The sequence below is a fragment of the Succinimonas sp. genome (assembly GCF_045225735.1).
Lineage (GTDB): Bacteria > Pseudomonadota > Gammaproteobacteria > Enterobacterales > Succinivibrionaceae > Succinimonas.
On sequence record NZ_JBGVBR010000401.1, the window covers coordinates 1 to 9,255 of the forward strand.

Sequence of the window (9,255 nt, forward strand, 5' to 3'; positions counted from 1 at the left end):
CACCCCCGATATTCCCTGAAACTTGACCTGATTCTCAGTCGTTTAACGTCAAACTCTTTTCTGATTGCAAAAAAAATTACTGCTAAATTGAGTATTAAAAATTATTCGTGATATGCAGAAGCTGTTTTCTTTGCAAGGATGCCCCTATGACTGATGAACTTGTGACCGACCTGACGAATGACACCTCCTCCCTTAATCTTAATCATGAAGATTCCTCCCCTTCTATCAGCAATACCGCCGATAACGCTGCCGATGATACCTTTGCGGAAGAGAGCAATAAAGCGGCCTTCAATCACCTGCTCAAAAAAATCCGGGAATCCGTCATCACCAAAAGGGATTACGGCACCAAGTTTGAAACCCTGATCAGAAGCTGGCTCACCCGGGATGAAGCATACCGGGATCTCTTCAGCAAGGTTATGACCTATGCGGACTGGGCCAGGGAACATCCCGAGCTGACCGTAAACGCCCGAGATATTGGCATTGACCTTGTGGGCGTCAATGCTGAAGACCCCAATACCTTTACGGCCATTCAATGCAAGATGTACGAAGAGGGACATACCGTCAGCAAAAGGGAAATTGACTCCTTTATTTCCAACTCGGACAAAACCTATTTCACCAGAAGGTTTATTGTGGCCACCAATAAAGATAACGATTGGAGCGATAACCTGAAGAACAGCTTCGCAGGAAAACAGATTCCCATTACCTTAATAACATGCGAAAGCCTTGCCACCTCCAACGTTGACTGGAACGCTTACCTCCAGGGCAATGAGGAGGATATCCAGAAGAGGCAGCTCCGGGACTATCAGAGGAGAGTGATTGACCAGATCGTCACCGGCTTTAAAACAGTGAACCGCGGCAAGCTCATTATGGCCTGCGGCACCGGCAAAACCTTTACCAGCATGAAGCTTACGGAGGAGTACGTGGGCGCCGGAGGGTTCGTGCTGTTTCTGGTGCCCTCCCTGGCCCTGCTGTCCCAGACTCTCGCCGACTGGAAAAGACAGTGCTCCCTTCATATCAATGCCTTTGCGGTCTGTTCCGACAGCACCACTGGAAAATCCGATCCCCTGGATCTGGACGACCTGATATCCCTGAGTCAGCTGTCCTACCCGGCTACCACCGATGCGAAATCCCTGACGGCAAAGGTCAAAGAGGCTCTCCTGAAAAAACAGGATCTTACGGTTATATTCTCGACCTACCAGTCTATCGATGTGCTTCATGAAGCGCAGTTCAGCTTCGGAAATGACGCCATTCCGGAATTTGATCTCATTATCTGCGATGAAGCGCACCGCACTGCCGGAGGCTATGCTGTTTCCGATGATTGCAATCGGGAGGAAAGCCTGTTTCTGAGAGTGCATAACGATTCCTTCATCAAGGGCCGGAAACGTCTTTACATGACTGCCACCCCCCGGATTTACGGATCCGTTGCCAAGGATCAGGCCAGTTCCGGAGATGCAGTCATCTACTCCATGGATGACGAAAAGGTCTTCGGCCCGGATCTTGCCACCGTAACCTTCAGCGAAGCCATTTCCATGAACTGTCTCGTTGACTACAAGGTTATTGTCCTGACTCTGGATGAATCCCTGCTGGAGAAGGATTATTCCTTCCTGTCATCCGATGAAATGTCTGCGGTTAATATCAGCAATGCCGCCAAAATTATCGGCTCCTACCGGGCTCTGGCAAAGCTGGATATCAAGAAAGAAGATGGTGATGAAAATGGTAATGCTTTACTCGCCGCCCCAAAGTATATGAAAAGAGCGGTGGGCTTTGCCCGGGTTATAGAAACCTCACCCGATAACAATGAACGCCCGGCGGCCAGGCAGTACGCTGACTGGTTCGGCCGAGTTGTTGAAAAGTATCAGGAAAAGGAAAGGGCATTTCTCAAAAAGCGCTTCGGGCAAAACTGGAATGACTCCGCCTACAACGAAGCGCACCAGCTGAAATTCGAAACCAAATATATTTACGGAGCCATGCCGGCTACCCAAAAGGATGACCTTTTAAGCTGGCTCCGGGAAGAACCAGGGGAGAATATCTGCAAAATCCTGTTTAACGTCCGCTGTCTCTCCGAAGGGGTTGATGTGCCGTCTCTGGATGCCGTGATCTTCCTGTCTCCCCGGAAATCCCCTGTGGATGTGGTACAGACTGTGGGACGGGTAATGCGCATATCTCCGGGCAAGAAGAGAGGCTATGTCATTCTTCCGGTTGTACTGCCCACCGGAGCCTCTCCCGATCTTCTCTTAAACAAAAACAAGGAATTTGAAGTGGTATGGCAGGTGCTGAACGCTCTGAAATCCATCGATTCCGCCTTTGCCCGGGTTATTGACGGCGAAACCGGCAAAATCAACAGCAAGCATATCGAGGTGATCTCCATAACTGACAAGAAGTTCTCCAAAACCCGGGGAGCTTCCGGAGAAACTCTCTCTTCCGGCAAAAAAACAAAGGGCACGAAGGAGAGCGAGACCAAAGCCGACACCATGTTTGATCTCTTCGCGGAGCAGTACCGCAATGCTGTCGTGGAAGAATCCCTGAAGACCCTCATCGTCAAGAGAGTGGGCAATCGCCGGGAATGGGAGGACTGGGCTGAGGATGTGGCCGAGATCTGCAAAACCCAGATAAACCACATTAAGGACATCGTCAAAGACAGTTCGGACTCCCGGAAAGCTCTGGAGGTATTCCGCGATGAAATAAAGACCACCTTAAACGGACAGATTTCCGAAGATGCCGTGATCGAAATGATCGGGCAGCATATTGTAATCAAGCCTGTCCTTGCGGCTATCTTCAGGGAATATCCCTTTGCGGAACAGAACCCCATTTCCAAGGCCATGTCTGAAATGCTGTCCAAACTGGACAAGGACGGCATGAACCGCTGCACCTCACTTCTGGAGCCCTTCTACAAGGATGTCAGCCTGCGCATGAGCGCCGCTCAGGATTCCGTAACCAGGCAGACCATTATCAAGGACATTTTCAACAGGTTTTTCCAGAAGGCCTTCCCCAAGCTCCGGGACAAGCTGGGAATTATCTACACTCCCGTTGAGGTGGTGGACTTCATAAACCGGTCTGTGGCAGATCTCCTTAAGAAGGAATTTAACCAGTCTGTCGGTGCTCACGGCATTCACGTTCTGGATCCCTTTACCGGCACCGGAACCTTCATTGTCCGCATGATGGAGAGCGGGCTCATTCCAAAAGATCAGCTGAAATACAAGTACGAGAACGATCTTCATGCCAACGAAATTGTTCCTCTGGCTTACTACATTGCGTCCATGAACATTGAAACCGCCTATCACAATCTCGTTGACGACAAGGATTACCGCCCCAACAATGTTACGGTCTGGACTGACACCTTTGCCAGCAACGGCAAAGCGAATCTCATTACCGCTCTCTCGGAAAACAACGATAACCTCTGCCGGGAAAACAATGCCGAAATCCGGATCATTGTGGGGAATCCCCCATACTCCGTGGGCCAGGAATCTCAGAATGACAATAATGCCAATGAGCATTATGAGGCTCTGGATAAAAGGCTTAAAAATACTTATGTTGCCGCAAGCAATGCAACCTTAAAGGGAAGTTTGTTTGATTCCTATATCCGAGCCTACCGCTGGGCTGCTGACAGGATCGGATCATCCGGTATTATCGGTTTTATTACCAATGCCGGCTGGCTGGACTCCGCCAGCGCTGACGGCATGCGGAAATGCATGGCGGAAGAGTTCAGTTCTATCTACGTCTACCACCTGAAAGGAAATCAAAGAACATCAGGGGAACGCTCTCGGCAGGAAGGCGGGAAAATATTCGGGGAAGGCAGCCGAGCTCCTATAGCTATCGTATTCCTGATAAAAAATCCTCAGGCTCAGGAAAAGGGAAAGATTTACTTCCACACCGTGGCGGATTATCTGACGAGAGAACAGAAGCTCAAGGAGGTTTCGGACTATGCTTCCATATCAAATATGGAATGGGAAGAGATTGTGCCTGATAAGCACGGGGACTGGCTGAATCTGAAGGATGAAACTTTTGAGAAATACATTGAGTTAACCAAAAAAGACAAGGGCAAAAAAGCCAAGAGGTCGGACAATGCCATTTTCAAAGATTATGTTGTTGGAATTTCCTCCGGCAGGGACTGCTGGGTATACAACTCGGACAAAGACGAACTTCAGAACAGTTTAAGAAGAACCGTTCAGGCCTGGAATGATGCCATAGCAGAGGTGGAATCCGGCACCGCCATTGATACGGTTATTAATGCATCAGGGGCAGACATTTCATGGACCGACGGAAGCAAAAAGAAATTCCATAAGCTGCAACCGTTAAGCTGGCTCCCGAAAAACATCATTACCGTTCTGTACCGGCCATTCTTTAAACAGTACCTCTACTACGAGAAGAATCCCTGTTTTATTGAAAGACCCGGAAGATGGCAGAATGTTTTTCCGACTGAGGATTCTGACAATTTGGTCATTGCAGTTAATCAGGGATACACAAAAACCGGGCAAATAGCATTCATAACTGACCATCTTACAGATATTCACTGCAATGGCGATACCTCTGTATTCCCCCGCTACCTGTACATCTCAGATAATTTCGGAACCGAAAAGACTGATGCCATCTCCGATTTTGGTCTCAGACATTTTCAGGAAGCCTACGGCAGCACAGGTGCCGGAATTACCAAGGACGATGTCTTCTACTACGTCTACGGGATACTGCACTCTTCGGACTATCGTGCCCGATATGCCAATAACCTTGCCAAGGAACTGCCCCGTATTCCCCGAGTGGCGTCTTATCAGGACTTCAGGGCTTTTGTCGATGCCGGAAGAAAACTGGCAGACCTGCATGTGAATTACGAAAAACAGCCCGAATACCCCGGTGTCACTATCACGGGAGAGGATACCCGGAACTATACCGTCACCAAAATGAAATGGGCCAGAATCCCCAGCAAAAAAGGCAATGACGCCAATGATAAAACTAAGCTCCTCTTCAATTCTGCTATTACAGTCTCCAATATTCCCCTGGAAGCACAGGAATATGTGGTGAACAAAAAGTCCGCTTTGGACTGGGTTGTGGAAAAAGCCGAGATAGATAAGGAGAATGGGATTGTTAACGACTTCAACAAATTCGCCAATGACCCCAGATACCCGCTGGCGCTCTTTCTCAAGGTCATTACCGTCAGCATGGAAACCGTGAAAATAGTTAAGTCTCTGCCGCCGCTGGAGATTCATCCTCTGGATAAGGAATAACGGCTTATATTGCGGGAGAAGGCAGGTGTCTCTCTCCCGTTTTTCAATGGCATGGTGGTATCAGACGTTGTCCGGACAATCCCATAACACTGCCCGAACCCAAGCAGTCGTACTGCCATAACAATGGAGTTCAAAGATGAATTTAAATAACATCAACGTCAACAAATATCCGCTGTCCCAGATTTTTGATCCCGATACCCGGCATATTTTTGAAATACCGAAATACCAGCGGGCTTACACCTGGGGCAAGAATAACTGGGAACAGCTTTTCGATGACCTTATTGAAAATGATTTAGGATATTTCCTTGGTTCTATCATCTGCATTGACACTGCAACCGATGCCATTAACTCTCCTAAATTTGAGGTCGTGGACGGCCAGCAGCGGCTCACCACCCTGAGTTTATTCCTCGCAGCGCTGTATACCGTACTAAGCAAACACCATGAAAAGCTAAACGACGATCAGCTAACCGATATTATTCAGCTCAAAAGAAAACTGGTGCTCAAAAATACCGATTCCGCCATTCGGGTTGTCCCTCAAGTACAGGGAAGCAACCGAGATGATTATCTCGGCATCCTTTCACTAATCGGTATTATCACTCCGAAAAGAAATATGCCGTCGTACGCTGGTGTAAGACGTGTAGTAAAAGCCTATGACTATTTTTGTGGACGCATCTGGGCTTATCTCAACGATAATGATGATGTTATAAATTCTCTGTTCACAATCCTGGACAAGGTTAACTCCGCTATTCTGGTTAAAATTGACGTCCCCAGTCATTCCGATGCGTATACGCTGTTTGCATCACTCAATGATCGCGGAGCTCCGCTGACTGCTATTGATCTCATCAAAAATATGCTCCTGGCCCATCTCGACAGAGCCGGAGAAAAGGATATCGACAGCCACTATAACCGCTGGGAGGGAATTCTGAAGGATCTTGGCGAAGAGTACTATGAACAGGAACGCTTCTTCCGGCAGAACTATAATGCCTTCAGAAAGGAACTGAACCTTCCCTTTTACAAGGAAGACCGGCTGTACCCGCTTGGTACTATGGCCACTCGTTCCACTATGCTTGGCATTTATGAAAAAATCATCAAAGATAATCCTGTCAAAGCATTGGAAAAGCTGACAGAAAACGCCTCCTTATATGCCGGCATTATTCTGAACAAGGAAGATGGTCTTACTGCGGCGCAACGAGAAAGCTACCTTGATTTAAAGCGGATACAAGGAGCTCCGTCATATCTCCTTCTCCTGTACCTCGTTAAAAATCATAATTCTCTCCAGATAAATGATGATGAAATTGTCAAGGTATGCCGGCTTCTGGTTAATTTCTTTGTAAGACGTAATATGACAGATATACCGCCGACACGGGATCTTACCAGAATGTTCATGTCATTTATTGAGGAAATCGAACAAAACAACCTGACCGGAGACGTTATTTTGGCCCGTCTTCGCAATAAGCTTGCGGATAATTCGGCTTCTGATGAGGTCTTTGCAGAGAAACTCAAGGGGCCGGTATATGATGATAATGTCAGTGCCACCCGTTTTATCCTCTGCATGATGGCTAAACGCGGCATGACACGGGAGAATGAACAGGATCTGTGGAAAACAAATGAAAAGGGTAAATACTTCTGGTCCATAGAGCATATTTTTCCACAGGGGGACAATATACCGAATCCGTGGGTTAATATGATTGCCGGAGGAGATCGTCAAAAAGCAAAGGAACTTCAGGCCGAGTATGTGCATACCTTTGGGAACCTTACCATTACCGCTTACAACAGTTCTCTGAGTAACAAATCGTTTCAGGAAAAGAAGGAACGCAAGGATTCAGACGGCAAATATATCGGTTACCTTAACGGGTTTAATCTCAACAGCGATGTCTGCGACAAGGATCAATGGACTGTGGATATCATAAAGGCCCGCACTGAACGCATGGTCGAAACGATTGTAACTATGTTTGCCCTAAAGGAATAAACAGAGTTAGTGCAACTTAGATTAGGCAATACCGAACTGGTTTGTTTCAGGTTCGGTATCGCATTCATGAGCGGCAAAGTCTGCCGCTTTCTCCTGCCATTTCCAATCCGCGTTTCCAATCCGTAAACTCCAAAATCGCCCTACGTCGCTGACCGTAGCTGCCATGTTATTCTCGCCGGCCATTTTTTATCTTTTTCAAAGAGACCTGCGCGGTAATGGAAAAGAAACTACCGGACAAAGCCTCAGATTAGTGAATGCAAACCGTATTTCCTGAAGATGCCACTCCGGAAAAGTATTTTGCTTTTCCGTTCCGACTCATACGGATCAGGCCGAATCTGGAAGCTAAATCGCTGTCTCATACCAAAATCCATGTCTTATGACCGGAAAAATGATATCCTTGCGCGACTATAACCGGAGATGTGTCAATACCCCGAAGTCACCGGGGATCCTGAAATCACTGGAATTTAAGGCCTGAAGGATCTGCTTTCAGGCCTGACTCATTTAACTTGCAATCTTAACGATAAAAAAGGAAGCAAAGGACACCACATGCTACTTGCAATCTCACCCTTCGTAAAATGGGCTGGCGGCAAAACACAGCTTCTGGAACATCTGGAAGACCTGCTGCCGGACACCTTCGGAACATACTACGAACCCTTTATCGGCGGCGGAGCCTTTCTTTTTGACACTCAGCCGCAGCATGCCGTGATCAACGACATCAATGAGCAGCTTATCAACGTCTACCGCCAGCTCAAGGCCGATGCCGAAGCCGTGATCGCCGCCATCAAGGAACTGGACGGGGTTCCCTGCGACAAGGAACGCTACCTTGCAGTACGGCAGCAATATAATGAAAAAATCAGCTCCGGCGAACTGGATGCTCAATGCGCCGCTCTCATGATCTGGATAAACAAGCACTGCTTTAACGGGCTTTACCGGGTTAACGGCAAGGGGCTTTTCAACGTCCCCTACAACAACAAGACCGGCGGCGTCTCCATGGATGAAAACAATCTCCGGGGCATCGGACAGTATCTCCGGGACAATGATGTAAAAATCATGCAGGGAGATTTCATGGATGCCTGCGCTGATGTCCAGGAGGGAGATTTTGTCTATTTCGATTCCCCCTACGTGCCGGTAAGCGATACCGCCAATTTCACCAGCTATACAAAGGACGGCTTTGCCCTGCAGGATCACATGCGCCTCGCCGATCTCTTCAAGGAGCTTTCGAAGAAGGGAGCGCAGCTCATGCTGAGCAATCACAATGTGCCCCTGGTGCATGAGCTCTATCAGGGCTTTAACATTCACGAGATGTCCGTAAGACGGTTTATTAACAGCGACGCCACCAAGAGAACCGGAAAGGAAGTCATTATCACCAATTTCTGAGCTTATGAAGTCCCGGTCGGAAGGCGGGACTTTGCGAATAAAGCAGGACGGAGCCGGGAATTTGTTTTTCCGGCTTTTTTTCAGAATTGTCCGGTATCTCCGTCTCTGTTCTATGCTGCTCTGCCCCTGCCGTCCCCTGCCCGCATCTCCCCTGCTCCTTCCGGCAGATCTTAAGCTCCCTGAAAGCAGCATCTTTTTCTGAAAACATCCCGCCCCGCCGCCATTTTCCGCCGAAGTCGGATTTAGACTGTGAGTATCTTCACATAGTTAAATCAATAAACCCCCATAAGCATACTAATGCTACTATCCTGCTACAGTCCCGTTGTTGCAGCCGGTACCGTCCCTGCAAGCGGGCGGGTACGTTGGCAGCAGTCTCTGCCGGCGCCTGTCAGACTACCAAAACGAAGGAACAGTTATGATTAAAAAGATTCTCCCCCTGGCGGCCGCCACGGCAGCGCTGGCCTTTTCCCTGATCCCGGCTCAGGCTTCAGCCGATGACAGCATGAGACTGATAAGCCGGTATGATACCTACTTCCGGCCCTATGTGGGAGCCCGGCTGGGCGCGGCATTCACCAACACCGACGTGGAATGCCACCGCTACGATGTCTGCCATCTGGATGACGATACAGTTTTCACGGTACATCCTTTTATCGGCATCAATGTGCCCTACACCACCAGCGGCGTGGTGGGCGG

At 48.5% G+C, this 9,255-nt stretch carries 5 protein-coding genes; 4 read left to right on the forward strand and 1 reads right to left on the reverse strand.

What is annotated here, in order from left to right:
• Positions 1 to 146 precede the first annotated feature (146 nt).
• Both ACJROR_RS14190 and ACJROR_RS14195 read left to right on the forward strand, forming a co-directional pair.
• On the forward strand, positions 147 to 5,216 hold the full coding sequence (locus ACJROR_RS14190; protein WP_406547672.1) for a type ISP restriction/modification enzyme: 5,070 nt from the start codon (positions 147 to 149) through the stop codon (positions 5,214 to 5,216).
• A gap of 136 nt (positions 5,217 to 5,352) precedes the next feature.
• Positions 5,353 to 7,185, forward strand: coding sequence for a DUF262 domain-containing protein (locus tag ACJROR_RS14195; protein WP_406039877.1), 1,833 nt, complete (start codon positions 5,353 to 5,355; stop codon positions 7,183 to 7,185).
• Between the two features lie 21 nt (positions 7,186 to 7,206).
• Here ACJROR_RS14195 and ACJROR_RS14200 read toward each other — a convergent pair whose 3' ends face one another.
• Positions 7,207 to 7,368, reverse strand: a complete 162-nt coding sequence (locus tag ACJROR_RS14200; RefSeq protein ID WP_406039875.1) for a hypothetical protein — start codon at positions 7,366 to 7,368, stop codon at positions 7,207 to 7,209.
• Positions 7,369 to 7,731: 363 nt separating this feature from the next.
• On the opposite strand from ACJROR_RS14200, the gene ACJROR_RS14205 reads away from it, so the two are divergent.
• Complete coding sequence (locus ACJROR_RS14205) at positions 7,732 to 8,562, forward strand: DNA adenine methylase (protein ID WP_406039580.1); 831 nt, start codon at positions 7,732 to 7,734, stop codon at positions 8,560 to 8,562.
• Positions 8,563 to 8,977: 415 nt separating this feature from the next.
• On the forward strand, positions 8,978 to 9,255 hold a 278-nt coding region (locus ACJROR_RS14210), incomplete at its 3' end, for a hypothetical protein (RefSeq protein WP_406547673.1).